The sequence below is a fragment of the Clostridioides sp. ES-S-0123-01 genome (assembly GCF_020658415.1).
Classification (GTDB): Bacteria; Bacillota; Clostridia; order Peptostreptococcales; family Peptostreptococcaceae; genus Clostridioides.
Genome location: NZ_JACVWD010000002.1, coordinates 653,433 through 679,466 on the forward strand (window position 1 = coordinate 653,433; position 26,034 = coordinate 679,466).

The 26,034-nt window shown below is 28.1% G+C and carries 23 protein-coding genes and 1 riboswitch; of the genes, 4 read left to right on the forward strand and 19 right to left on the reverse strand.

What is annotated here, in order from left to right; all coding sequences use genetic code 11:
- Nucleotides 1–121 precede the first annotated feature (121 nt).
- Nucleotides 122–3,166 (forward strand): serine hydrolase, encoded by a 3,045-nt coding sequence (locus IC175_RS06415; RefSeq protein ID WP_227836294.1) that lies wholly within the window; start codon nt 122–124, stop codon nt 3,164–3,166.
- Nucleotides 3,167–3,380: 214 nt separating this feature from the next.
- On the opposite strand, the gene IC175_RS06420 is transcribed toward IC175_RS06415, so the two are convergent.
- The 15 genes from IC175_RS06420 to IC175_RS06490 form a co-directional block, all read right to left on the reverse strand.
- Nucleotides 3,381–5,009, reverse strand: coding sequence for a Na/Pi cotransporter family protein (locus IC175_RS06420; protein WP_227435832.1), 1,629 nt, complete (start codon nt 5,007–5,009; stop codon nt 3,381–3,383).
- Between the two features lie 123 nt (nt 5,010–5,132).
- A complete protein-coding gene (locus IC175_RS06425; RefSeq protein WP_227831914.1) occupies nt 5,133–6,737 on the reverse strand; it encodes an FAD-dependent protein in 1,605 nt (534 codons plus the stop codon).
- Nucleotides 6,738–6,784: 47 nt separating this feature from the next.
- Entirely contained in the window at nt 6,785–7,102 is a 318-nt protein-coding gene (locus IC175_RS06430; protein ID WP_227435827.1) for a hypothetical protein, read from the reverse strand.
- Between the two features lie 4 nt (nt 7,103–7,106).
- Nucleotides 7,107–7,472 (reverse strand): hypothetical protein, encoded by a 366-nt coding sequence (locus IC175_RS06435; RefSeq protein WP_227435824.1) that lies wholly within the window; start codon nt 7,470–7,472, stop codon nt 7,107–7,109.
- Nucleotides 7,473–7,552: 80 nt separating this feature from the next.
- Nucleotides 7,553–8,593 (reverse strand): YecA family protein, encoded by a 1,041-nt coding sequence (locus IC175_RS06440; protein WP_227435821.1) that lies wholly within the window; start codon nt 8,591–8,593, stop codon nt 7,553–7,555.
- 252 nt (nt 8,594–8,845) lie between these two features.
- Nucleotides 8,846–9,430 (reverse strand): hypothetical protein, encoded by a 585-nt coding sequence (locus IC175_RS06445; RefSeq protein ID WP_227481851.1) that lies wholly within the window; start codon nt 9,428–9,430, stop codon nt 8,846–8,848.
- Between the two features lie 14 nt (nt 9,431–9,444).
- Nucleotides 9,445–9,888: a hypothetical protein gene (locus tag IC175_RS06450; RefSeq protein ID WP_227824498.1), complete on the reverse strand. Its 444-nt coding sequence runs from the start codon at nt 9,886–9,888 to the stop codon at nt 9,445–9,447.
- Complete coding sequence (locus IC175_RS06455; protein ID WP_227435807.1) at nt 9,889–10,761, reverse strand: pilus assembly protein PilM; 873 nt, start codon at nt 10,759–10,761, stop codon at nt 9,889–9,891.
- Between the two features lie 261 nt (nt 10,762–11,022).
- Entirely contained in the window at nt 11,023–11,373 is a 351-nt protein-coding gene (locus IC175_RS06460) for a type II secretion system protein (protein WP_227435800.1), read from the reverse strand.
- A gap of 52 nt (nt 11,374–11,425) precedes the next feature.
- The gene (locus IC175_RS06465; protein WP_227831915.1) at nt 11,426–12,511 is read right to left on the reverse strand and encodes a type II secretion system F family protein; all 1,086 of its coding nucleotides are present in this window, start codon (nt 12,509–12,511) and stop codon (nt 11,426–11,428) included.
- 151 nt (nt 12,512–12,662) lie between these two features.
- Nucleotides 12,663–14,042: a GspE/PulE family protein gene (locus IC175_RS06470; RefSeq protein WP_227851301.1), complete on the reverse strand. Its 1,380-nt coding sequence runs from the start codon at nt 14,040–14,042 to the stop codon at nt 12,663–12,665.
- Nucleotides 14,035–14,715, reverse strand: coding sequence for a DUF881 domain-containing protein (locus IC175_RS06475; RefSeq protein WP_227435794.1), 681 nt, complete (start codon nt 14,713–14,715; stop codon nt 14,035–14,037). Before IC175_RS06475 ends, IC175_RS06470 begins: the two co-directional genes overlap by 8 nt.
- 421 nt (nt 14,716–15,136) lie before the next feature.
- On the reverse strand, nt 15,137–15,553 hold the full coding sequence (locus IC175_RS06480; RefSeq protein WP_227851302.1) for a hypothetical protein: 417 nt from the start codon (nt 15,551–15,553) through the stop codon (nt 15,137–15,139).
- A complete protein-coding gene (locus IC175_RS06485; RefSeq protein ID WP_227851303.1) occupies nt 15,550–16,437 on the reverse strand; it encodes an AraC family transcriptional regulator in 888 nt (295 codons plus the stop codon). The genes IC175_RS06480 and IC175_RS06485 overlap by 4 nt, the downstream gene beginning before the upstream one ends.
- A gap of 174 nt (nt 16,438–16,611) precedes the next feature.
- Nucleotides 16,612–17,691, reverse strand: coding sequence for an ATP-binding protein (locus tag IC175_RS06490; RefSeq protein WP_227481844.1), 1,080 nt, complete (start codon nt 17,689–17,691; stop codon nt 16,612–16,614).
- Nucleotides 17,692–17,967: 276 nt separating this feature from the next.
- Nucleotides 17,968–18,083: riboswitch (FMN riboswitch) on the forward strand.
- Nucleotides 18,084–18,269: 186 nt separating this feature from the next.
- Here IC175_RS06490 and IC175_RS06495 point away from each other — a divergent pair.
- On the forward strand, nt 18,270–19,640 hold the full coding sequence (locus IC175_RS06495) for an MFS transporter (RefSeq protein WP_227835066.1): 1,371 nt from the start codon (nt 18,270–18,272) through the stop codon (nt 19,638–19,640).
- A gap of 196 nt (nt 19,641–19,836) precedes the next feature.
- Here IC175_RS06495 and yihA read toward each other — a convergent pair whose 3' ends face one another.
- A complete protein-coding gene (gene yihA, locus IC175_RS06500; protein ID WP_227851304.1) occupies nt 19,837–20,448 on the reverse strand; it encodes a ribosome biogenesis GTP-binding protein YihA/YsxC in 612 nt (203 codons plus the stop codon).
- Nucleotides 20,438–22,801 (reverse strand): endopeptidase La, encoded by a 2,364-nt coding sequence (lon, locus tag IC175_RS06505; RefSeq protein ID WP_227435758.1) that lies wholly within the window; start codon nt 22,799–22,801, stop codon nt 20,438–20,440. Before lon ends, yihA begins: the two co-directional genes overlap by 11 nt.
- A 171-nt stretch (nt 22,802–22,972) precedes the next feature.
- Between lon and IC175_RS06510 the strand changes: the two genes are divergently transcribed.
- Both IC175_RS06510 and IC175_RS06515 read left to right on the forward strand, forming a co-directional pair.
- A complete protein-coding gene (locus IC175_RS06510; protein ID WP_227435756.1) occupies nt 22,973–23,485 on the forward strand; it encodes a chromate transporter in 513 nt (170 codons plus the stop codon).
- Nucleotides 23,473–24,003, forward strand: coding sequence for a chromate transporter (locus IC175_RS06515; RefSeq protein ID WP_227435754.1), 531 nt, complete (start codon nt 23,473–23,475; stop codon nt 24,001–24,003). Before IC175_RS06510 ends, IC175_RS06515 begins: the two co-directional genes overlap by 13 nt.
- A gap of 60 nt (nt 24,004–24,063) precedes the next feature.
- Here IC175_RS06515 and clpX read toward each other — a convergent pair whose 3' ends face one another.
- Complete coding sequence (gene clpX, locus IC175_RS06520) at nt 24,064–25,314, reverse strand: ATP-dependent Clp protease ATP-binding subunit ClpX (protein ID WP_227435752.1); 1,251 nt, start codon at nt 25,312–25,314, stop codon at nt 24,064–24,066.
- An 18-nt stretch (nt 25,315–25,332) separates the two neighbouring features.
- Nucleotides 25,333–25,917 (reverse strand): ATP-dependent Clp endopeptidase proteolytic subunit ClpP, encoded by a 585-nt coding sequence (clpP, locus tag IC175_RS06525; protein ID WP_227435751.1) that lies wholly within the window; start codon nt 25,915–25,917, stop codon nt 25,333–25,335.
- Nucleotides 25,918–26,034 lie beyond the last annotated feature (117 nt).

Below are 26,034 nucleotides of genomic sequence, written 5' to 3' on the forward strand. Positions count from 1 at the left end.
CTCATATATATAAAATGTAACTTATTATAAATGTATTTTTCTTAACAATAATCTGTTGATTAAAATAATTAAGAATGTTATGCTAATTGTAATTATTAAAAGGGAAAAGAGGTAATTTAATATGTTTAAGCAAAGATTATTTAAGTTATTATCTAGCACATTGGTACTTAGTATGTTATTTACAGCTACTCCAAATATTGCTTTTGCTGATAATGACACAAACAATATCTCCGATAAGTATCAAAGCTCTGATATAGAGTTAAATGATTATAGTAAAGGTTCGGAGTCTTACACAAAAACTAGAGCTCTTGCTAAAGAGAAAATTCAAACTTTACTATCTAAATACGGAGCTGTAAGCGCTCAATATGCTCTAATTGATAATGGTAAGATTGAGATTTCTGGAAATGGTGGAGTATACAGCAAACAAGATAATAAAAATTTAACTAAGGATAATATGTACAATATTGCATCTATCAGTAAAATATTTACTACTACAGCTGTTATGAAGTTGGTTGAACAGGGAAAAGTAAATTTAGATACTCCTGTTGTAAAATATATACCTGAATTTAAAATGGCTGATGATAGATATAAAGAAATCACTCCAAGAATGTTATTAAATCACTCATCAGGGCTAATGGGAAGTAGTTTTAAAAATGCCCTTTTATTGGGAGACAATGATTCTTATAATCATGATAATTTCTTAGAAGAATTAAAGAAACAAAGATTAAAAGCTAAGCCAGGAGCTTTTTCTGTTTATTGTAATGATGGATTTACTTTAGCTGAAATTTTAGTAGAAAGAGTATCTGGTATGTCATTTACTAATTTTCTTGATAAATACATAAACAATCCACTTAACTTACAAAACACAAAAACTCCAGAAAATAGTTTTGATAGTTCAAAACTTGCAAAAGCCTATGTACCTTATTGGGAAGATGCAGTTCCACAAGATAACCTTAATACTATAGGTGCAGGTGGTTTATATTCAAGTGCAGAAAATCTATGTACATTTGCACAAACATTTATGAAAAAATCAAATGGAATTCTTTCTCCTGCTTCAGTAAAAGCTATGGAAAATAAAGAATATTTAAATGGTCTATGGCCTGAGGGAGAAGACTCTATCCTTGGATATGGTTTAGGATGGGATTGTGTCAACACTTATCCATTTAATCAATATAATCTAAAAGCACTTACAAAAGGTGGAGATTCTTTATTATTCCATAGTAATCTTACAGTGCTTCCAGATGAAAATATGGCAGTTGCAGTTGTTTCTTCTGGTGGAAGTAGTCAACTTAACGAAGTAATTGGGCAAGAAATTTTACTATCTGCATTAAAAGAAAAAGGTAAAATTAAAGAAATAAAACCTGATAAAACATTTAGTAAGCCACAACAAGTCAAAATGCCAAGTTACTTAAAAGAAAATAGTGGACTTTATGCTTCTTCAAATATGCTAAAAGTTGATGTTAATGATAATGGTACTCTAACAGTATCTTCTCCATACATAGAAAATGGACCTAAAGATAAATATGTATACATAGGTCAAGATAGATTCGTATCTGAAAAAGGTAATAGTTGCCTAAAATTTGTAAAAGAAAAAAATAATATCACATATTTAAATATGAGCTCTTATGATGATGTTCCTGGATTAGGTCAGACAGCAAGTTTATACTATGTAGCTCAAAAGGTAGATGACAATAATATATCAAATAGTGTCAAAGAAGCATGGGAAAAAAGAGGTGAAAAAGGTTACTATCTAGTAGATGAAAAATATACTTCTCAATACTATATGTTTGGCTCTGTTAAAGCAATGCTTGGTGTTTCTGATAAAACTCCAGGTTTTTTAGCTAATACTAAAATAATAGATGAGAATAATTCAAATGCTTTTATAGAAATACCTGGTGTAATGGGTCGTGATTTGAGTGATATCAAACTGTATAAAGAAAATGGTACAGAATACCTAAAATTTGCAACACAAACATATGTAAGTGAAGATTCCCTAACTAATTTATCATCAGAAAAATCTTTTACATATCAAATAGATTCAAAAGGGTATGCAAAATGGTACAAAATTGGCGATGATATAGCAAATAAAAAAATAGAAGTTAATCTTCCTCAAAATTCATCTTTTGCAGTTTATGATGATAAAGGAACTCCTGTAAATTACTCTTTAGTGACAAAGAATAATAGAGTTAGATTGCCAAAAGGAGGCGTAATAGCTTTCTTAGGAAGTCCAAATGCCAAATTTGAAGTTACATACCAAGATGAAGTAAATGCAAATGCATTAACAGGAACTGATAGATATGAAACTTCTATTAAGATAAGCCAAGCAGGTTGGGAAAACGCTGAAAATGCCGTTTTAATAAATGATTCTGCAATTGCAGATGCTTTGGCTGCAACACCATTTGCATATAAAAAAGATGCTCCTATATTGCTAACTGGAAGTTCTCAAATAAATGAGAAGACTTTAGCTGAATTAAAGAGATTAAAAGTTAAAAATGTATATGTAATCGGTGGTGAAGCTTCTGTAAACGAAAAATCTTTAGATACTATAAAGTCAGATAATATGTCTGTATCTAGAATTTCAGGAAATGATAGATATGAGACTTCTCTAAATCTTGCTAAAGAATTAAAAGGAATTAGTAATGTATCAAAAATATCAGTAGTTAATGGTGAAAAAGGATTAGCAGATGCAGTAAGTATTGGTGCAGCATCAGCTCAAAATGATATGCCTATAATACTTACTAATGAAAATAGTAATATAACTGAAATAAATGATTTATTCAAAGATAAAAAAATAGATAAATCTTATATAATAGGTGGAGAATACACAGTTTCTAAAAATATAGAAAACAAACTTAAAAATCCACAAAGAATATCAGGTAGTACTAGAAATGAAACAAATGCAAAAGTAATAAAAGAGTTCTACAAGGATTCTAATATAAATAACCTATATGTAGCTAAAAATGGAATCAATAAACAAGATGATTTAATAGATGGTTTATCTGTTGGGGTTTTAGCTGGAAAAACTAAATCTCCTGTAATACTAGTAGGAAATTTACTAGACTATAGTCAAAAAGAACTATTTAAAACTATGAGATTTAAATCAGTAACACAAATTGGTGGAAATGGAAATGAAAATTCATTTAAACAAATTAAAGAAATAGCTTAATATTTTGATTATAAAATATACAGTGTTATAAACAAATTGTATCGCCATTAGACATTGAAACAATTATTCTTTATGATGATTTATTAAGAATAATTAGCCTAAATTTTAAAGGAGTTGAACTTAAAATTTGATTAGAAAAAATCAATTTTAAGACAACTCCTTCTTTTTTGTTCATTATCTATTTTAATTCTTACTTTATTTTAAATTACTATTTTTAATCAGTTCCCAATCTCTTAGCTATAACTTGTTGTGCTATATTAACAGCGTGGTCAGATATTCTTTCTAGATTACTTATTACATCTAAATAAATAACTCCATTTTCTATACTACATAAATTATTATTCAATCTATACATATGATTAGCTCTACAAGATTTCTCCATTATATCAACTTGCTCTTCAATTTTTATAACCTTACAAGCTAAATCTACATCATCAGTTCTCATTGACTCTAAAGCATAAGTATAAGCTGAAACAACTTTATTGTACATAATATCAAGTTCAGCTTGTCCTTCTTCAGAGAAAGAAATATTTGAATCTATTGCAACTTGAGATAATTCAGCTATATTTTTAGCATGGTCACCAATTCTTTCTATATCATTAACTGTATTAAATAAGGTGTCTACAACTTCTCTAGAATTATCATCTAAAGGTGCCTTTGAAAGTTTAAGCAAGTAATTTAAGATAGCTTTTTGTAAATCATTTATTAGTTTTTCACGTCTGTATGTCTTATCTATTTTTTCAGTTGAATGTTCTACTAACGCTTCCATAGATGCATTTAAGCTTTCCTTAGCTTTTTCTCCCATACGAAGTGCTTCTTTTATCGTATTGGCAAGAGCTATGGAAGGAGTTTCTATCATTCTATCATCTATATATTTAATAGTCTTAGCTTCATCTTCATCTGCATCACCAGCTTTATCAGGAACAAGCTTAATGGCTAGTTTTATGATAACCTTTGTAAATGGTAGAAGTATTAAGACGGATATAATATTAAACAATGTGTGTGTATTAGCTATTTGTCTTGCAACATTACTTGGGTCCCAACTTGTAACTAAATTTACAATTGGTTTATTCAACAACAATAAGAATATTACTGTTCCCAAAACATTGAAGATTAAATGCATCATAGCTGCTCTTCGTGCATTTTTATTAGCACCAATACTTGATAGCAATGAAGTTACACATGTACCAATATTTTGACCATAAAGAATTGGTAATGCTGCTGCTAGTGGTATTAAACCTTCTGCTGCTAATGCAACCAACATACCCATAGATGCACTTGAACTCTGTATTATTGCTGTAATACCAAATCCTAATAATAGTCCAAGTAGCGGATAATTACCAAATGTAACAAGTAAATCAGTGAACCCTTGATAGTCCTTTAATGGTTCAACTGCCATTTTCATAAAATCCATACCTGTAAATAATATCCCAAAACCTATAAGTATCTCGGCTATATTTTTTATTCTAGGTTTATTTCCAAATAAATAAAGTATAATACCTATACCTAATGCTACTGGAGCCATTCCAGCTAAATCAAAAGATACTAATTGGGCTGTAACAGTAGTACCTATATTAGCACCCATTATAACCCCTATTGCTTGTTTTAAAGTCATTATGCCTGCATTTACGAAACCAACAACCATTACAGTAGTAGCACTTGAACTTTGTATTACTGCTGTAACTCCTGTACCTACTAAAACTCCCATAAATAGATTACTAGTAAGTAATTTTATTATCTTTTTTAATTTTGTCCCAGCAGATTTTTGCAGACCTTCTCCCATAAGGTTCATACCATATAAGAACAGCCCTAATCCACCCATTAGACTTATTATAATATTCAAATTATTTCCTCCTTGTAAAGAGATTACTATATTTAAAAATTTTATAACCTATTGTATTTTATCAAATTATAGGAGTAGTAATGTTAAATCCATGTTAAATATTAAAAAATCATTAAGTTTATGTTAAATTTTTGTGTTATTAGCATATTTTTGTATTATTTTTTCTGAACATTTTATACCATCTACTGCTGCTGTGACTATTCCACCTGCATATCCAGCACCTTCACCACAGGGATATAAATTTTTAATACTTATTGACTCCAAACTGTTTTCATCTCTTACTATTCTTATTGGTGATGATGACCTAGTTTCTACACCAGTTAAGACTGCATCATGCATTGCAAATCCATTTAATTTTTTATCAAGAGATATAAATGCTTCTCTCATAGTTTCTATTACAAAACTAGGCAAACATTCATTGAGATTTGTAAGCTTGTATCCAGGTTTGTATGATGGTTCAACACTTCCTAAATTTTCAGAAGTCTTATTATTAATAAAATCTCCAACAAGTTGAACTGGCGCATTGTAATTTTTACCACCTAATTCAAAAGCTAATTTCTCATATTTTTGCTGAAAATGAACCCCTGCTAGTGGATTATCACTATCAAAATCTTCTGGAAGTACATTTACTAGAAATGCACTATTAGCATTTGTTTTATCTCTTGCATGTTCACTCATTCCATTTGTAACTATTTCAAAATCATTTGATGCAGATGCTATGACACTGCCTCCTGGACACATACAAAAAGTATATGCTGTTCTTCCATTTGAGACATGCTCTATAAGTCTATAATCAGCAGCTCCTAGTCGAGGGTGATTATAAAATTCCTTATACTGTGCTTTATTTATCAAGTCTTGAGGATGTTCAATTCTAGCTCCTATTGCAAATGGTTTCTGAATTATTTTTACACCTCTTGAATGCAACATCTCATAAGTATCTCTTGCACTATGCCCAACAGCTAATATGACTGCATCTGTATCTATTTTTTCACTATCATTTACAATTACAGATTGTATAGAATTATTTAATACAACTATATCTGTAACTTTTGAATCAAATTTAACTTGTCCACCTAGATTTATTATTTCATTTCTTATATTTTTAACTACACTTTTTAATATATCTGTACCAACATGTGGCTTATGTGAATATAATATTTCATCTGGTGCTCCAAACTGAACTAATTCTTCTAGCACTTTTCTACATCGTATATCTTTTATTCTAGTTGTGAGTTTCCCATCTGAAAAAGTTCCTGCTCCACCTTCTCCAAATTGAACATTTGAATTATTTTTAAACTTTCTAGTCGTCCAAAAATTACTTATGTCCTTAGTTCTACTATCAACATCAAGACCTCTTTCAAGTATAATTGGTTCATAACCCATTTGAGCCAAAATAAGCCCTGCAAATAGACCAGCTGGTCCACTTCCAATTACTAAAGGTCTATTATTCAATTTTTTATGACCCATAGCTACATTCACATATTTTATATCTTTTATTTTTGTTACATCTTTTATTTTTGAGCTTAGTATTTTACTTTCATCTCTAACTTCTACATCTACAGAATAAACAAATTCCATCTTCCCTTTTTTTCTAGCATCTATAGATTCTTTATATATACTATATTTTATTAAGTTTTTTTCTTTTATTCTTAATTTCTTAAGTACAATATCTTTTAATAAAGATATATCTTTATCGATTCCAAGTTTTATATTAGATACCCTTAACATATTGTTTTCCTCTCTTAGATTATAATATAAAAAAGCTAGGGTTACTCCTAGCTTTCTACAAATATAACTTCTATATTCTCTTTTACTAGATTTTCTACCCAAATTTCGTCTAGCACAAATTTCTTTATTTTGTCTACAATAAGTTCTTTATCCAAATCTTTTTTTAGATTTTTTACTAAAACCATTGCTTCAACTGATTTATTCAATCTTTCAACGTATAAAGAATTAACTTTAATTAATATAACCCTTAATTCACATATATATAAATCTTCACTACCTAAAGTGATTTCATCATCGTATTTATATACACTAAATTCATATATGTTTTCATATGGTGTTATATTTTCTATACCAATAAACTCCATTAACTTATCCTCTTTTAGTTATAAGGCCTCTTATAACTTTCATGTTATTAAATACCTTTTCTAAGAAGTTTTCTGCTTCTTCATTATCCAAAAGATTTATTTCAAGATTTTCATTTTCTACAATATTTTTAGATTTGCAGTACTCCTTAGCAACTTCTACTAGTTCATTTTTTCTATCCATAGATAAATCGAACTCTTTATAGTCTATTATTATATATTGTTTAGTATCAGGTGATACACCATTATTATATCCTATTTCTATATGATAAATAACTGCATATATTTCTTCTCCGTCGTATACAGGTACTGCTGGGTTAGATTTTATAAAGTTTGTTGATACAGCAATTGCATTTCCTAAACTAAGACTCATTATTAATACCTCTTTCTACACATTATACATATATTATACTATAGATTCTTTATCTATGACTTAAAGCTTTTTATAATTAATTAAGATATTTTTAAATCTTTGTATCTTTTTCCTAATGTACTAGAGCTTATATCATATTTTTTTGATATTTGCACTTGAGTTATAGGTTGTCCTGCTTCTTTCTTAACATAGTACTCAACAGCAGCTGCCCAACCACTTTCAGCTCCTTTTATATTTTCATGACTTTTCTTATATTCATTCCAGAACTCTATACATGCATCTATATTTTCTTTTTCCACATTTTCTTTAAGAGTATCTAAAACTTTACATTCTACTTCAGCTAATTCACCTTCTAAATTAACTTTTTTATTATCATTTTTATCTCTTTCTCTTTTTAAATATTCGGCTATACTTGGGTCTAAAAGCTGTTGTATATATTTATATAATACATGTGTATGATAAATTAAGAACGTCTTCATATCTTTATATAGGTCTTTATATTGATTAAATAAATTCATAACATCATTTAAAATTATATCTTTAACTTCATTTGATATACTTATAGTTACATCTATTAATATATTAGTTCCTTCAACATCAATTATTCTAGCTATCATACAGCTTCCGATTTTAAAGCTTCTTAGAAGTTTTACATCTTCTGTGTAAAGTTCTTTCCCACTTAAACAATCTCTTAAAACTATTTTTCCTGTAGAAATTTCTTTTACTTCGTAAATGCTTACATAGGATTCAAACAAACTTTTTAATATTGAAATTTCTGATTGACTTAGGTTTGCACCATTCTCTTCAAGAAATCCAACCGTCATGACCTTTTTATTTTCCATTATGTGGTCTTGTATTAAATACGTATTAAAAAATCTTTCGAACTTTTCATTTACAGTATCATTTTGCATTATATAAAACATTTCTTTAGCTTTTTCACATTCATCTTTGAATCTATCCTGTCTTGAATAATCATATAATTTTGAATATAAATCTGTATATTGCTTTTGTGAAAGTTCAGTTTTTCTGCTTGCTCTTTCTGAAACAATATCTTTATTTAAACAACATTTCTTGTATTTTTTGCCACTTCCACAAGGGCATAGCTCATTTCTCCCTAACAATATGACTTCCACTCCCTTATTATTAAATTAAAGTACAATTTGTTATTATACCATTTTTTTATCAATCAATCTATAGTATAAGCAAATATTATCTCAAATTTACTTATATTTTGGTATAATATATTCACTTTAATTAGGATTTCGATAAAATCACTAACAATCCCTCTTACAGAAATGGATTATCGTAAAACTAATTCTTCTATAAAGTTTTATGAACTGATAATAGTTTTTTACTTTATCTATTCTTTTTTGTTATGTGACTCTAATTGTCATTTTACATTCTACAAGATTGTTTTTTTCTTGTTTATATTCGTTTGAAATGTTTTTGGCCTCAAGATTACTTGTTTTTAATTTATTAATTTCTATTTTTTCAATTTTATTATGTAACCTTAAGTTCTTCATTACACCTTCAAGTTTCAACACATTTTCAAGTTCTCCATTAACTTTTACTTCTAAATTAGTTTGTTTTTTACTGTAGTTGTCTAAGCTACTTTCTTGATTGATGTATTCCACATTTACAATATCTCTCAATTCATTTTCTACTAATAATACTATATCTTTATTTGTTTTTTTATCTAAAAATGAGTTATTAAAATTATTTTTTAATTTTGTATTACTATCTAATTCAACATTTTTTACATATCTATCATCTTTGTACCCATTACCTTTAATTTTGTAATTATCTTGTCGTTTTATTTCATTCACTATATTTTGTTTTTCTTTCTTCAAATTAGTTAGGTTCTCTTCTAGAGGTCTGGACATTACATTAACTACTAATACAATAATTAATATTAGCAATATTTTCATCAGATTTTTTTCTCTCTTATTTAATTTCAAAATTAATCACCTGTCTAACTTTTTATTCTAAATTTATAACATTCTCCATCTCTTATAATGCTGTCTATATAGTAATATTTTATGTAATTTATTTTTCTTAAATTATCTAAAATATCTAGATTATCACATACTCCTTCCATCTCCATTTTGTTTTTATCTATAGATATTTTAGTAATGTTATCTGTTCCAACTATTTCATATATTTTTTTAATTTCATCAAGCTTTATTCTAGAAAACTTTTCTTTTGTTTTTTCCAGATTTGGTACAGTATATTTAGATTCATTTATGGGTTTATTGTGACTTATATAATTTTCTAATTCATTTATAGATTTCATATACATAAACATTTTTAATGAAACACATATTAAAATTGATATTATCGTTATTTTATAGATTTTATTATATCGCTTAGTTTCTTTAAATCCATTTAAAAAATTTATTGTTTTATAAGCTTTCATTTAAATAATCATCCCTATACTGCTTATATAAGTTATACTAGTATCTCTTAAACCCTTATCAAAATTATTTTCCACCCTTACTTTATTTTTTAATCTCAATGGATTTACTTCAGCAATTTTTTCTGTATCTTTAAAATACTCCTCTATAAAACAATTTTCTATACCATAATAATAAACATATTTAAATCTACTTATTAATTTTTTTACTGAGTCATAGGATTTTATTTCTTTTGATAATAGATATGTTTCTTCTATTTTTTTATTTTTTGTTATGTTTATAATAAATTGATTTTTTTTGCATTCTATAAACACTCCATCTTCTATAAAATTATCTATTAAATTTAAACTTATAAGTTTTTGTAGTATATCAAAATTTATGTTTATCGCTTTTGGGTTCATATTTAGACTTTCTGAAATGATTTTAATTACTTTGATAATATTTTTAGGAAAAAGAATTACTTGTATATTTAACTTATCCTTACTAGAGTTTATAATTTTATATTTTATTGAATAGTTATTTATATTTATTGGAATATATTGTGTTATCTCAAATTCTATCATGTTTAATATGTCTCTTTTTTTCTTAGTATTCAATATCTCAATATTTCTAATAACTATGTCTTGAGTTTGAATATTAAAGTACAAATTTTTGTATGATTTTTTTATATTATTTATTTCATCTTTTACTAATTTTACTACATTTTCTACATATCCAGTTTTTTCAATCTCATCAATATCACTTTTAATATTAAAGCTAACTTCTTTTATAATAGATTTATCTATAAATATTTTTTTATAGTTTTTTCTTAAAAGTACAACCCTTATATAATCGTCATTTATTTCTAAAGTTAAAAATTTTTTAATTATAACCATCTCCTCCTTAGGTGATAATAGCTTTTAAATTTTACACAGTATATTTGATTTTTACAAAGCCTATACAGTATTTATATAGCCATATTTTAATTATATAAATACTTAATCTTTTATTTATGCATATATTAACTTTAAATAATCAATACCTATTTAAATCATTTAATTATGTTTTGAATTAAACTTAATATATCTACAATTCATTATAATTTAATACTAAAAATATCTTTATAATTTGACACTAAAAACGTATAAAAACAAATATTATCTCGGATAAAATTGTTTTGAGTTTACATTTACACTTATATCTGTACCATTATCACTTATAACAAGTTCAAACTTACCTGATGTACTTTGAGGAACTGGAACTGTACTTAGATAACCTTTTTCTTTAAGTGATTCTACACTTAGAGATTCAACTATATTTTCATCATCATTAATAGCCATACTCGCTGCGGTTACTATATTAGCTGCGTTTGTATAATCAGCATTTATCTTAGCACTTTCTTGGACCTTACCATATTTAACTAATGCTATACTAGATATAACGCCTAAAATTGTTACTACTACAATCATCTCAACAAGTGTAAATCCTTTTCGTTTTTTATTTATCAATTAAATTTTCGCTCCTTTTTAAAAGTTTTATTTAGTAAAATTTATTTTTATATTAGAAACTAGTAATTGCATCAAACATTGGAATAACCATTGATAAAACAAAAACTCCAACAATCAATCCCATGAATACAATTATTACAGGCTCTACAAATTTCATTATCTGCTCTATTTTATTATTTAATTCATTTTCATAAAATCTGTTTATTACATCTAGACTCTTATCGAGTTTTCCACTTTCTTCACCTGTATTTGCCATTGAAACAAATAACTTAGGAAATATATTTGCTAGATTCAAAGACTTACCTATACTATTTCCTTTTTTTATATAATTATTAGAAATCTTTAGTCTTTCATAAATGAATTCATTATCTATGACACTTGCTGACATCTCTATTGCATCCACTATTTGTATCCCACTACTAAGTAAAATAGATAATGCCCTTGAAAATCTAGTTGTAGCTATTAATTGATTAACTCCTTTTAAAAAAGGTATTTTGAACTTAAATAAATTAATTAATTTCTTTAGTTTATTATTCATTATAAAAAAATAAATAGTTACTATTGAAATCAATATAAGACTAAATATTAAATAACCTAGATGATTTGTAACTATTATAGAAATTCCTATTAAAACCTTAGTTATGAAAGGTGGTTCAATTCCATTACTGGCAAAAACCACCTGAAAATTTGGTATCACAAATATAAAGATAAATACTATTGATATTACAGATAATATGATAAGTATTATTGGATAGATTAAAATAGTTATTATTTTTGTTTTTAATTTATATTCTTTATCGTAATAATTAGATAAATCGCTCATTATTATATCTAAGTTTCCGCTGGTTTCACCCGCTTTTATCATACTTATAAAAAATTTAGAAAATGTTCCTGTGATTTGAAATGATTCTGCTATGGAATTCCCATTTTGAATATGATTTGATACTGTATTAAACAAACTTTTTACTTTTTTACTAGATTGTCCTTCAATAACTTGAAATATCTTTGTAATTTCACATCCAGATTCTAGTAAAATACCTATTTCTTTGCAAATTATTCTAAGCTCTTTATCACGAATCTTGTTTAAGAGTAAATGAATCTTGTCTAAATTATAAAATATATTTTTAGATAATTTCATGTATTATAATTCCTTCCAAATTATATTAATTACAATTAAATAATCTCGATATTTTCTAATTTAATATGTTAATTTTATTTTATCTAGATATGATTTACAATCGAGAATTTTTATTAAAATCGATTGTATGAAGTTTGATTACACTGTTTAATTAAATTATTTCGTTTACTACTAAACATTCTTCTAATGTTGTTATTTTTTCATTTATTAGCCTTTGGCAGCTATCTTCTAATGTTATCATTCCATTTTTTTGTGCTACTTCTTTAACAATACTAGAATCCTTCATATCCCTTATACATGTTTTTATATCATCATTGATTTCTAGAATTTCATAAATTGCTGTTCTACCAAAATAACCTTTGTCATTGCATTTTTCACAGCCTACAGCTACTTTAGTATTTACATCTCCACTAAAATCATCTTTTATCATAATCTCATGGCTACAATGATTACAAACCTTTCTAACTAGCTTTTGAGATATTACACCTATAAGAGATGCATTTAAAAGATATGGTGGGATTTGCATTTCCAATAGTCTAGCTATAGAAGATACTGCATCATTAGTATGCAAAGTGCTTATAACTAAATGGCCTGTTATAGCGGCTCTTACTGCTATCTTAGCTGTTTCTGCATCTCTGATTTCTCCAACCATTATTATATCTGGGTCTTGTCTTAATATAGCTTTAAGACCTACATCAAAACTCAATCCTACTTTTGAATTTACTTGTATTTGACTTATTCCATCCATCTTGTATTCTACTGGATTTTCTATAGTCATTATATTTTTGTTTATCCCTCTTAAATCATTTAATAAGGAATATACTGTAGTAGTCTTTCCACTCCCTGTAGGCCCTGTTACTAATAATATTCCAGCTCTTTTACTTATTATATGATTTATAGAATTTATCGCTTCTTCTGAAAATCCAAGTTCTGATTTATCTTTTAAAAAAGTATCTCTATTAAGGATTCTCAAAACAATTTTTTCACCATATACAGTTGGGATTGATGAAACTCTAATGTCAATTAAGCTATCATCTAGCTTTATGTCTACTCTTCCATCTTGAGGAAGTCTTTTTTCTGTTATATCCATTGAAGCTTTTAATTTAACAACTGTAGCTAATGCTGGATAAACATCTATTAAAAATTTTGATATTTCTTTTAACTCTCCATCAACTCTCATTCTAACTATCAAATGCTCTTTAAATGGTTCTATATGTATATCACTTGCGTTCTCTTTTATAGCTTTCTCTATAAGATTTTCAAATAATTTTTTTGCATAATTTTCATCAAGTTCAAAGCTATTGTAATATTTTTCTATCTTATCACTTATAAGTTCTCTTCTTTCTTTTTTTAATATAATTTCTTTCCCTGTTGCTAGTCTCAAGTCTTGTAGTGCATATATGTCTTCATCTTCTATTTCTACTACTAGATTGTCATCTTGAAATTCCACTGGAAATACATTATATTTTTTTGCAAGTTTTTCTGGTATTAACATTGGTAAACTGCTTTCCTCTAATATAATCTTACTCACCCTTTATATACTTTAATTTATTAGGTATTTTTAGTTTTTTCATAGAGATATTTTCTTCAGCTTTTATACTAACTTTCATTGGATAAGTACTTTGTATACTATCTAAATATTTACTACCTTTATCTACGTAACTAGATAGTTTATCTTTATCACCAATACATTTTATTTCATAGGGTTGTGCCACTGGAACTCCATTTATATTTATATGGCTACCTGCAAGTACAACTTCTGAGTACTGATTAATTCTTTGACCATTTATTTCTATGTATTTTCCTCCATTTGCTTTTAATTCATTTATGACTTTCACAAGGATTTTATTGTAGTCTATGCTATTGGCAATGTTTCCTGTTTTTTCATCTATGGCATCTATACTTAATACTATTCCGCTACCATTTACATCTGAATATGAAAGACTCTCCCTAAGACTTTCTATTTTAGAGATTTCATCAGAATTCTTTTGATTTTTCTTCATTGAATTAATTTCTTTATCTAATTTATCTTTCTCTTTTGCCAGTTCTTTTATAGATTTTCTTGTTATTCTTATTTCTTTTCTTATTGACTTATCCTTACTTGTATAAACTGTTTCTTCATTGCTATAATCTCTAAATATGGTTCCAACAAGCATACCTAAAATAGTACTTGCTAGTATTATAAACACATATTGTTTTTTCATACTGTATTACTCCTTACAAATTTATTTTTATATGATAATTTTCTTTAATTAAATATTAAACATTTACATATGCTTATTATATCAGAGTTATATGTTAAAATTCATCTTTAGTATATAATATCATACATTATACTTATGCCCCTACCCTACTAACATCGAATATATGGGTACATTGGATTTTGCTGTAGAAGAAAAAAATAACTTAAGTCGCCTTAAAAATAGTTTTTTCTATTTCCAATTTTTAAATATAATAAAATTAATGCTTTAGAAAATGTAATTGTAAATATAAATCTATTAAAATCTAAAATAGAAAAAGGAAATGAGTTTTTACTAGTTCATTTCCTTTTTATTTATAAATTAAAATATTTCTCCAATATAATTTAATTATAATAAATCTATATGTATACAAAGTATTAATATTTTACATCTCATTTAATTTTCTTTTTAAGTCTTCAACATATTGCATTTGTATTTTTTTTAAGTTCATAAAGAGATAAGATAAAATTTTTATAATAGGATTTTTAACATATATATTTTCTATAAACACTATTTTAGTTTTTTCATTCTCTTCAAAAAATTCACCTTGCCAATTACCATAGAAAAATTTATTTTCCATGTTAAATTTATAAAGCTTATTTTTAGTTTTTTCTGTAACAGTAAATTTTGTACTGTTTCCATCCTTATTGTACTCAATAAAAGTACTTCCATCATCAAATACTTCAATTTTACTTATATCACTTCTCCATTTATAATCACGATTGTCTGTAACTATATTCCAAACTGTTTCCACATCTGCACTAAAATAAGCTGTTATCTCAGATACTCTACATTTTTTCATAAACTCCTCCTATTTTTTATTGGAACCCAAATTTCACTAACATAATTATCTTTATTACTATCTCCTTCAAGGTAAAGTTCAAAATTGAAATCAGCAACTGGTTCATAGCTAGAGCATTGGAAAAACTCACTATATATTTTTACCCATAAGTTTTGAATAGAATTTGGCATGGCACCTGTACACTTAAAAATAGCCCACTTATGAGAAGGTATTTTAAATAAGGTAAATTTATCATTTTTAGGTTTTTCATCCGTCTCAACAGCTGCATAATAATTAAATAATTGTTTGTTTTGTGAAACTGCCATTTCATCTATTCCTAAAATCCCACCTTTTGTAATAGTGTTTTCTTTTACATAAGAAATTAGTTCTCTATACAAACTACTCTTAAACAAGTCTTGCCAAAACCTTGGTATTTGTTTTCTAAATACATCTTCATCTTTCGAAAATTGTTTTTTTAAAGCAATTACTGAAAATTCTCCCTCATCGACAATTTTGTAATCTAAAGTATTTCCTCCATCTAAAGATATTTTTAATGTTATCTTGCTAAATGATTTTAGGCTTGAATTTCCTTTTCTAGCAATAGGTGGCGTTATTCCATGAAATCTAACAAAGGCTTTAGTAAAGCTTTCTGCTGTTTCGTAACCATATTTAAAAGCTATGTCTATAATTTTACTATTTGAAGTAGTTAATTCAAGCCCAGCTAGTGTTAATCTTCTATTCCTAATATATTCACCAACAGATATACCTACTAATACACTAAACATTCGTTGATAATAAAACACTGACATATTTGTATACCTTGCTAAATATTCATAATCTAACTTTTCTAAAATATTTTCTTCAATATAATCAATAGATTGTTGTAATCCATCTAGCCATTTCATTTCATATGTACCCCCATATTTTATAATAAATTCTCTAAATTTTCTTGTCTTTTTGTGCAAAGATTTATCTGTTTAAATTATAGCAAAAAACAGCAGACTGCCATAGCTTTAAAGCCATAGCAGTCTGCTGTTGATTATATATACTAGTTAATATTAATTTTAAACAGACATACTTTATATATTTTCCTCATATTTTGAGATTCTCTTAACTAATTCATCTCTCAATTTTCCTACTTCATCAAATCTCATATTCGGACTATAGTAACTTTCTATAATATCATGTTTTGATTTAGCTCTCTTAAGATTTAAAATTGACCAACAAATTAAGTCATCTAAAACTTTCTCATCAAATTTAATATCTTCTTCGTATTTAAGTAATTTTTCTCTATTTAAAAATTGATTCAAATCAATTGTATCTTCATCTTTAAAAGTACTGCTTATAGTTATTCCTATATCTAAATCAGTTAATAATATAGTTTCAATTTTTTCAGGAATAAGCGGATAGTGATAAACTTCTACATTCAAACCTTTCTCAATTGCTTTTTTGTACACTTTACTCAAAAGTGTAGTTTTCCCAGAGCCTATTTCCCCTGATAAATAATAAACCTTCCCTACATCCTTTAAAATATGTTCTGTATAATCTAAGCATCCTACAGGAGTTATCCCTGAGCCAAATAAATGCTTTTCTTTCTTTAACTTTCCTGTACTATCTACTCCATCAAATAATCTTTTTATGAATTCTTCTGTAACTAAATTTACTTTTCCATAGTCCATACAGTCAGAATATTTTTCCTCGATATCTCTAAAAATTGGCTCTGCTGATTTTAAAAATTTAAATGCTCTTTTAAAAGCATTACTAATATCTTTATCATAGTTTGAAATTTCTTGTCTATTTTTTTCTAACTCCTCTGTATTCCAGTAATCTCCTAAATTAATTATCTCGTCCAAAGCACCTGGGAGTTTAGGGTCTACAGTATGTGGAGCAGTTGCATCCATAAGTACCACGCCTAGTTTCTTTATAACTACACCATCCAACGAACTTGGGTCAGAAGGGCAATGATATAATTCAATATCATATCCTCTATGCAAAAACTCTTTATAAATTTTTTTCATTAGTGAGGATTTTCCTACTCCAGGTCCACCCTTTAAACAAAAAACTCTTTTTACATTTTCCGGAATTATATAGTCAAAAAAAGAATATGAGCCTTGTGATGTGTTTCCACCTGGAAATGCCTTTTTTATCTTTCCTTCCATATTAGCGCCTCCTCATAATTTACCATACCTCTTAATTAAGATATTAATATTATACGAGTTTTGTTACAGCTTTATGCTTTTACTAAATATAAAACTTATCATTCAGCAATGACAATAACTTATTTTACTTAATTTCAATCTATTATTATACTCTAATTTAGGTTTTGTCCAAAAGTATAATAAAACCTTCTATATTGTGGTGTAGCTGTCTGTATTGCTTAAATCTAATTGTCTCGATTGTTATTTTATGTTAAAATAAAATTAAAAAATACATCTGTTTTTCTTCAGAAATGGGTGAAATTCCCTATCGGCGGTAAAAGCCCGCGAGCCTTATGGCAGAATTTGGTCAAATTCCAAAGCCGACAGTAAAATCTGGATGGTAGAAGAAAATAGTATACGAGTACCTTTATGTAATTTTACATGAGTAATCTATACAAATCCTTCAACTACCGCATTTATTCATGAAAATAAACATATTCTAAGGTACCTAAAACATAGGTGCTTTTTTGTTGTTTATTTTGTAACTATACTGTACTTATAAAACAAAATCTACTATGTAAAAGATTGGGGTGTTATCAGTGAAACAAAAATGGATAGTATTAATTATCATCTGTATTGGTGTATTTATGTCTACTCTTGATGGAAGTATACTAAATATCGCAAATCCTACAATTGCTGCCGACTTTAAAATTAATATGTCGCAAATCCAATGGGTAGTTACAGCTTATATGTTGGTTGTAACAGCTACTATGTTGTTTTTTGGGAAACTTGGCGATAAGGTGGGTTCAAATTATCTATATACGTTAGGATTTTTTGTATTTACAATAGGTTCCTTTCTATGTAGTATATCTAATAACCTAACAACATTGATTTTATCAAGAATATTTCAAGCAATTGGAGCAAGTATTTTAATGGCAACTGGACTTGGTATAGTTTCTAATGCATTTCCAGCAAATGAGAAGGGAAAGGCTATAGGAATTACTGGAGCAGTAGTTGGGATAGGGAATATGAGTGGTCCTGTAATTGGTGGAATACTTTTAGAGCACTTTGGATGGCCTTCTATCTTCATAATCAATATACCTATTGGTATTATAGCAGTCTTTCTTGGAATAAAATTTCTACCAAAACCTATTTTAGATGAACAAAACAAAAGTTTCGATATTCCAGGACTTCTATTATTTGCATCTTGTACCACACTTATCTTACTTGCAATGAATGGAGAAGGAAATACAAAATGGTATCTAGGAATAGTAGCAATTATAGCATTTTTAATGTTGGTATTAAGAGAAGTAAAATTTGAACAAAGTTTTATTGATTTACCTTTGTTTAAAAATAGAAATTTCACTATAGGCAATATTATTGGAATAGCTTGTTATTTTCCTCAAATGGCAGTATCTTTTCTACTTCCTTTTTATCTAGAACAACTAAAAAATTTATCTCCTATGATGGCTGGTTCTGTCATGACTGTTCATCCACTTATTATGGTACTTATAGCACCTATTTCTGGTTCTCTTTCTGACAAACATGGTGCAAAAAATATTCTGACTGTATCTTTTTCATTTATGACTATTGCTCTGGTTGGAATGGCACTTTTAAAAGCTGATTCTCCATTATATCTTTTGATTCTATGCTTAATTATTTTTGGCTTTGGATTAGGTTCTTTTAGTTCACCAAACAATAGTAGTATCTTGGCAGACGTTCCTCCTCAAAAACAAGGATATGGGGGAAGTTTTCTTGCAACTGTTCGTAATTTGTCATTTGCTCTTGGAACAGCCTTTTTCAGTAGTTTCTTTGCACAAAGACTTACATATCATCAAAAGTCTACAAGTCATACACTAGCTTATGTTGCGGCTAGTAATCAATCTTACTGGATTGCAGCATCAGTATGCTTTATAGGACTCATACTTACCGTTTGCTTTATGAGAAAGACAGAAAAATCTACTTCTTAGTCAAAATTCATTACTAATTATATAAGTCAGTAAATCTTTAAACAAACTAATTTACACTAATTTTATTAATTTTATTAATTTCTAACAATAATTACCGATATTTATTGCTTATAAACAACAAGGATGCCACAAAATTTCCCTTAAAAACATTTTGAGGCATCCTTTATTTGATTTTAATATATATAAACACTTAAAATTAATCTACTGTTATTTCATATCCATGTTGATTGTATTGACTTACAATTTCTTCCCAAAGTTCTTCAACACCAGTCTTTTTTAGCGAAGAAATAGGAATTACTTTTTCACTACTCTCCATTTGCAATTTCTTTCTTATAATACTTATATGCTTTTGATATTGTCCTCTAGATATTTTGTCTGCCTTAGTTGCAATAACTACACAGTTATATCCAAAATGTTTTATCCATTCGTACATAAGTTTATCGTCTGCTGTAGGTTCATGTCTAATATCTACAAGTAGGAATATAGAACATAATTCTTGTCTACTTTCTAGATATCGTTCCATTATACCTCCCCATTTTTCTTTTTCAGATTTGGCTATTTTAGCATACCCATATCCTGGAAGGTCTACAAAATAAAATTCGTTATTTATAAGATAAAAATTTATAGTTCTAGTTTTTCCTGGTGTTTGACTAGTTCTAGCAAAGTTTCTTCTATTAAGTAATGTATTTATTATTGATGATTTTCCAACATTTGACCTACCAGCCAGAGCTATCTCTGGGATACCTTCTGCTGGATACTGTGATTTATTCACAGCACTCATAGTTATCTCTGAACTTCTAATTTTCATTTTTTTCACCACTCTTTAATAAAGCTTGTTCTAATACTTCATCCATATGCTCTACAAGTACAAACTCCATCTTTTCTTTTACATTTTCTGGTATCTCATCTAAATCAGCTTCACACTCTTTAGGAATTAGAACTTTTGTTATGCCAGCTCTATGAGCTGCTAATAGTTTTTCCTTAACTCCTCCTACAGCTAACACTCTACCTCTTAAAGTTATTTCTCCTGTCATAGCTATATTACCTGGTACAGGTCTCTTAGTAAGTGCTGAAATCACTGCAAGTGCCATAGTTATACCAGCTGATGGTCCATCTTTTGGAACAGCACCTTCTGGAATGTGTATATGAATATCATTAGTTTTATAAAAATCAGGGTCTATATCAAACTTGTCCACTATTGATCTTATATAAGAAATACCTGTCTTAGCAGATTCTTTCATAACATCTCCTAGTTTTCCAGTTAATACAATTTCACCCTTTCCTTTAAGCACATTTACCTCTACTTCAAGGGTAACTCCACCAACTGCTGTCCATGCAAGTCCATTTACAAGCCCTATTTGAGGATTAAGCTCTGCAAGTTGGTATTTAAACATATCTTTTCCAAGATATTTTTCTAAGTCAGACTTATTTACAACAACTTCTTCAAGTGTTGGGTCCTCAACATATTTTTTGGCAATTTTTCTACAAACTTTACCAATAGTTCTTTCTAATGTTCTTACTCCAGCTTCTCTTGTATAATGATTTATTATGCTTCTTAAAGTTTCATCATCCATTTTTACAAAATTCTCTTTTAAAGCATGCTCTTTAATTTGTTTTGGAAGTAAGTATTGTTTTGCTATATTTAACTTTTCTTCTTCTATATATCCAGATACTTCTATTACTTCCATTCTATCCAATAATGGTCTTGGAATATTGCTTAAACTGTTTGCTGTTGTAACAAATAGTATCTTTGATAAATCAAAAGGTATTTCTAAATAGTGGTCCACAAAATCCTTATTTTGCTCTGGGTCCAATACTTCCAGCATAGCTGAAGCTGGGTCACCTTTATAATCTGCTGCCATTTTGTCTATCTCATCAAATAAAAACACAGGATTTTTAGTCTGAGCTTCTTTGACTCCATTAATTATTCTTCCTGGAATAGAACCTACATAAGTCCTTCTGTGTCCTCTTATTTCGGCTTCATCTCTAACGCCACCTAAAGATATTCTTACAAATTTTCTATTTAATGCTCTTGCTATTGATTTGACTATAGATGTTTTCCCTGTCCCTGGAGGTCCAACTAGACATATTATAGGACCTTTAAGTGATTTAGCAAGAGTTCTTATGGCTAAATACTCTAATATTCTTTCTTTAACCTTCTCCAGCCCGTAATGGTCCTCATCTAGTATAGCTTGTGCTTTAACTATATCTAGTTTATCCTTTGTTTCTTTATTCCATGGTAATGAGAATATAGTATCCAAATAATTTCTACTTACAGATACATCTGGAGACATTGAAGATATCTTTGAAAATTTATCAATTTCTTTTTCTATTTTCTCTTTAGTAGTTTTAGGTGCTTTTATTTTTTTAAGCTTTTCTCTATACTCATCTGCTTCAGAATTTATGTCTTCTTCCTCACCTAATTCCTTTTGTATAGCTTTTAATTGCTCTCTAAGATAGTATTCTTTTTGAACTTTATTCATTTGTTTTTTAACTCTTAAAGTTATCTTTTTTTCTATTTTTAATATATCTATCTCTTCTAGTAATATAGAATATATAAGTTCAAGTCTTTTCTTAATATCAAATTCTTCTAATATTTCTTGTTTCTGACTTGATTTTAGATAAATATTTGCAGCTATTGTATCTATAAATCTATCTACATCTTCTATATCAGCTAAAGATATCAATATTTCTGGTGATACTCTATTTCCAATATTTATATACTCTTCAAAAGCATCAAATACATTTCTTACAAATGCTTCAATTTCAACTTCTGTTTCACTATCTAAATTATCACTATCAAAAACAATTTCTTCTATTACTGCTCTAAAGTATCCTTCTTCTTGCTCTATTTTTTTAACTCTACCTCTTGATACACCCTCAACCAAAACACGAACTGTATCTCCTGGTAATTTTATCATTTGTTTAACTTTACAAATTGTTCCTACATGATAAAAATCCTCTTCACCTGGTTCATCAACATCTGCTTCTTTTTGAGATGTTAAAAATATAAGTTCTTCATCCATCATAGCTTGGTCTAAAGCTTTAAGAGATATTTCTCTTCCTATATCAAAATTTAATATCATATATGGAAATATTGCTAATCCCCTCAAAGGGATTAATGGTAATTCATGATCTATTTTAGTATAATTTTGTTCCATCAACATTACTCCTTTTCTAGTTTAATTATTTTGCATTTTATATTATATATTTGCACATGTTAATTTTCAACATTAACAATAACTTCTTGGCATATTATATTATTATTTTATTATGATATAATATTAATGTTAGTATACTTAGATGTTATTTATCATTTGGAGGTTTCTATTATGTTGAAATTGTTTTTAACCTTTTTAAAAATTGGTGCGTTTACATTTGGTGGTGGATACGCTATGGTTCCTCTTATACAAGATGAACTTGTAAACAAACAAAAACTTTTAGAGCAGGAAGAATTTATCGATTATCTATCCATAGCTCAAAGTTATCCTGGAGTACTAGCAATTAATATATCTGTATTATTAGGATATAAGCTTTATGGTATACCAGGAGTTCTTATATGTACCCTAGGCTCTGCTCTACCGTCATTTTGTATAGTCTTAGTATTGTCATATTTATACTTTAAAAATTCCTCATCTAAAATTCTAGATGGATTTTTTAAAGGAGTTGCGCCTGTAGTAATAGCTCTTATATTGTATTCTTTTACAAGCATGTTTAAGAAACTGCCAAAGTCTAAAACTAACATACTACTATTAATTATAGCAGTTTTATCTGTTGGTGTATTCAATATAAGTCCTATTTATTTAATAATTGGAGGAGGTGTATATAGTCTATGTCAGAAATAACACTACTCTTCTTAATATTCCTTAAAATAGGAGCCTTTAGTTTTGGTGGTGGTTATGCTATGCTACCATTTATTCAACAAGAATTTATATCTAAATACCACCTTATAACTAATCAAGAGTTCTTAGATTTACTTGCTATATCACAATCTACGCCAGGTCCTGTAGCAATAAATAGTGCTACATTTGTTGGATTTAAGACTGCTGGTTTTTTTGGTTCTTTATCTGCAACTATCGGTGTTACAGTATTTGCATTAGTAGGTTTAACCATTATATCAAAGTTATTTGCTAAGTTCAAAAATAATAAAAAGGTAGAGAATTTATTAATGGTACTTAGACCAATTACTCTAGGTTTTATACTGTCAGCCGCTTTTTCATCTGCAAAAGAAGTTAATTGGGACTTATATGGAATAATCGCATTTGCAGCATCATTCTATCTTCTATATAAGGGAAAAATTGGCTCTATTGCAATTGTATTCGTCTTTGGTATTATAGGTATTCTACTCACATTTTTATCATAATAATACCTAATTTCATATTAGCATAAAAAAAGGAGCCTTTTAAAGCTCCTTTTCATCATCTTATGCACTTTCCTCTTGATCCTTAAGTACTATGATAGGATTTACTGAGTCTTCGTTCACAGATTTCTCTGTTACTATAACCTTCTTTATATTATCTCTAGATGGTACTTCAAACATAGTTTCCATCATTACACTTTCAACTATACTTCTAAGTCCTCTAGCTCCTGTATTTCTTTCTATAGCCTTTTTAGCTATTGCACGAAGAGCATCATCTTCAAATTCTAGTTCAACATCATCTAACTCTAATAATTTCTTATATTGTTTTACTAGAGCATTTTTAGGTTGTTGTAGTATTTGCATTAGTGCATCTTCATCCAGCAATTCTAAAGTAGCTAAAACTGGTATTCTTCCTATAAATTCAGGTATTATACCATACTTTAATAAATCCTCTGGAAGTACTTTTTCATATAACTTCCCTAAATCTAATTCTTTTTTACTTTCTATCTTAGCTCCAAATCCTAGTGTCTTATCTCCACCACGTTTTTGGATTATCTTTTCTAGCCCATCAAAAGCTCCACCTAATATAAATAATACATTTGTAGTATCTATCTTTAAAAATTCTTGATGAGGATGTTTTCTTCCTCCTTGTGGTGGGACATTTGCAACAGTACCTTCTAATATTTTTAAAAGAGCTTGTTGAACACCCTCTCCACTAACATCTCTAGTTATAGATGGATTTTCAGATTTTCTTGCAATCTTATCTATCTCATCTATATATATTATACCTCTTTCAGCTTTTTCTATATCAAAATCAGCAGCTTGAATAAGTTTTAAAAGTATATTTTCAACATCTTCTCCAACATATCCAGCCTCAGTTAGTGATGTAGCATCTGCCATTGCAAAAGGTACATTTAAAGTTCTAGCTAAAGTCTGTGCTAATAATGTCTTACCAGAACCTGTAGGCCCTAATAAAAGTATATTACTCTTTTGGATTTCTATATCCTTGCTACTAGACTTTTTACTATATATTCTCTTGTAATGATTGTAAACTGCAACTGATAAAGCTTTTTTAGCTTTTTCTTGACCTATTACATAATCATTTAAGATATTCATCATTTCTTTTGGTTTTGGTAAAGATGTAGTATCTTCATCTATAGTATCTTCTATTTCTTCTTGAATAATTTCGTCACAAAGTTCAACACACTCATCACAAATGTATACATTTGGACCTGCAATTAATCTTCTTACTTGATCTTGATTTTTACCGCAGAATGAACACTTTAATTGTCGTTTCTCTTCGTATTTAGACATATTAACACCTCTCTCTATCTACGGTCTCTTTGTAAATACTTCATCTATTAAGCCATATTCCTTAGCTTCTGATGCACTCATGAAGTTATCACGTTCAGTATCCATTTTGATTTTCTCTAATGGCTGACCAGTTCTTTCAGATAATATTTCATTTAAAGTTTCTTTTATTTTTAAAATTCTCTTTGCGTGAATTTCTATATCTGTTGCTTGACCTTGAGCTCCACCTAGTGGTTGATGTATCATTATCTCACTATTTGGTAGTGCTAGTCTTTTTCCTTTTGCTCCTGCTGCCAACAAGAATGCTCCCATAGAAGCAGCCATACCTATACATATAGTACTTACATCTGGTTTGATGTATTGCATAGTATCATATATAGCCATTCCAGAAGTTATACTTCCTCCTGGAGAATTTATATATAAATGTATATCTTTGTCTGGGTCTTCAGCTTCTAAGAATAATAGCTGTGCTACTATAAGCCCTGCTGTGGCATCATTAACTTGATCTCCTAAGAAGATTATTCTGTCCTTTAATAGTCTAGAGAAGATGTCATAAGATCTTTCTCCTCTTCCTGTTTGTTCAACAACTACAGGTACTAATGCCATGGTTTCATACCCCCTTTATTCTATATAATTTACAGTAGCTTTTTTAAGCTACTGTAAATTATTTTACGCATTTAACTAAATTATATTTGCACAACATTATATACTAAACATTCTATA